General features: G+C 68.4%; 2 protein-coding genes. One reads left to right on the forward strand and one right to left on the reverse strand.

Annotation, left to right across the window (positions count from 1 at the left end; genetic code table 11):
• The coding region (locus MXD61_RS05605; RefSeq protein WP_248811778.1) for a transposase at positions 1-1,092 on the reverse strand (1,092 nt) is incomplete at its 3' end.
• 22 nt (positions 1,093-1,114) lie between these two features.
• On the opposite strand from MXD61_RS05605, the gene tnpA reads away from it, so the two are divergent.
• Positions 1,115-1,531 (forward strand): IS200/IS605 family transposase, encoded by a 417-nt coding sequence (tnpA, locus tag MXD61_RS05610; protein WP_248811779.1) that lies wholly within the window; start codon positions 1,115-1,117, stop codon positions 1,529-1,531.
• Positions 1,532-1,550 lie beyond the last annotated feature (19 nt).

Consider the following 1,550-nt stretch of genomic DNA (forward strand, 5'->3'; position numbering starts at 1 on the left):
CGCGACGTTGATCGCCGCGTTCACGTCCCTGTCGTGCGTCGACCCGCAGGCCTGGCAGGTCCATTCCCGGACCGCGAGCGGTTTCGGGCCGTCCTTCACCCCGCAGGCCGAACACACCTGCGACGTCGGCTCGAACCGGCCGATCCGCACGAACGTCCGCCCGTGCCGTTCGGCCTTGTACTCCAGCATGGCGACGAACGCCGACCAGCCGGCGTCGTGTACCGACTTCGCCAGCCGTGTGCGCGCGAGCCCCTTCACTGCCAGGTCCTCGACGGCGACCGCTTGGTTCTCGCGGATCAGTTTCGTGGAGAGCTGGTGGTGGAACTCGCGGCGCGCGTCGGCGACCCGGGCATGCTCCCGGGCGACCTTCACCCGGGCCTTCGCTCGGTTGCGGGAGCCCTTCTCCTTGCGGGACAGCGTGCGCTGCGCGCGGCGCAGCCGTGTCTCCGCGCGGCGCAGGAACCGCGGCGCGTCGACCTTCCGACCGTCGGAGAGCACCGCGAAGTGACCGAGCCCGAGGTCGATACCGATCTCGCCAGTTGTCTCCGCCGGAGTATCCACCGGCCCGGCTTCGACGACGAACGACGCGAAGTACCGGCCGGCGCTGTCCCGGATCACTGTCACCGACGACGGCACCGACGGCAACCGGCGCGACCAGCGCACCGGAACATCGCCGATCTTCGGGAGGCACAGTTTCCCGCCGGGGGTGATCGACCAACGGGCGTTCGCGGTGAACCGGACCGTTTGCCGGGTGTCTCGCTTCGACTTGAACCGCGGCGGACCCATCCGGGGGCGTTTCCCGGCCAGCCCGTCGAAGAAGTTCCGGTAGGCCGCGTCGAGGTCGCGTAGGGACTGCTGAAGGATCACCGCGGACACCTCGGCGAGCCAGGCCCGTTCGGGGGTCTTCTTCGCCTCGGTGATCAGCAGCTTCGACAGGTCCCCGGTCCTCGGGAATGCCAACCCCGCCGCACGGGCGTCCTCCCGGGCGCGCAGGCCGTCGTTGTACACCACCCGGGCGCACCCGAACGCCCGGGCCAGCGACTCACGCTGACCCGCCGTCGGGTAGAGCCGGAAGCTGTACCGAAGCTGCACAGCCCAAGTCTACCCTTGGTCTATGGCCACTGATCTCAACATTCGCACTGGCAGGCACTGCGTTTTCGCATTGCACGCCCACTTGGTTTTCGTCACGAAGTACCGGCATCGCGTCTTCGACGATCAGCACCTCACCCGCCTGGAAGAGATCATGCGGATGGTGTGCGTCGACTTCGAGGTCGAGCTGGTCGAGTTCAACGGCGAACGCGACCACGTCCACCTCCTCGTCAACTTCCCGCCGAAGGTCGCCCTGTCTCGGCTGGTCAACAGTCTCAAGGGGGTGTCGTCGCGGCGGATGCGCCAAGAGTTCCCCGAGCTGGCGCAGCACTACTGGCGGGCGAACCGGCTGTGGTCGGGTTCCTACTTCGCCGGATCGGTCGGTGGCGCGCCGCTGGACGTGCTCCGCCGGTACATCGAGGACCAGGCCCGTCCGGTCTAGGGCACGCTCAGGCCGCAGG

It is taken from the genome of Frankia sp. AgPm24, assembly GCF_023243055.1.
GTDB lineage: Bacteria > Actinomycetota > Actinomycetes > Frankiales > Frankiaceae > Frankia > Frankia umida.

What these genes read in the sequence shown, in the direction of transcription:
- tnpA (WP_248811779.1), top strand. Translation starts at nt 1,115, where the DNA reads ATGGCCACTGATCTCAACATTCGCACTGGCAGGCACTGCGTTTTCGCA.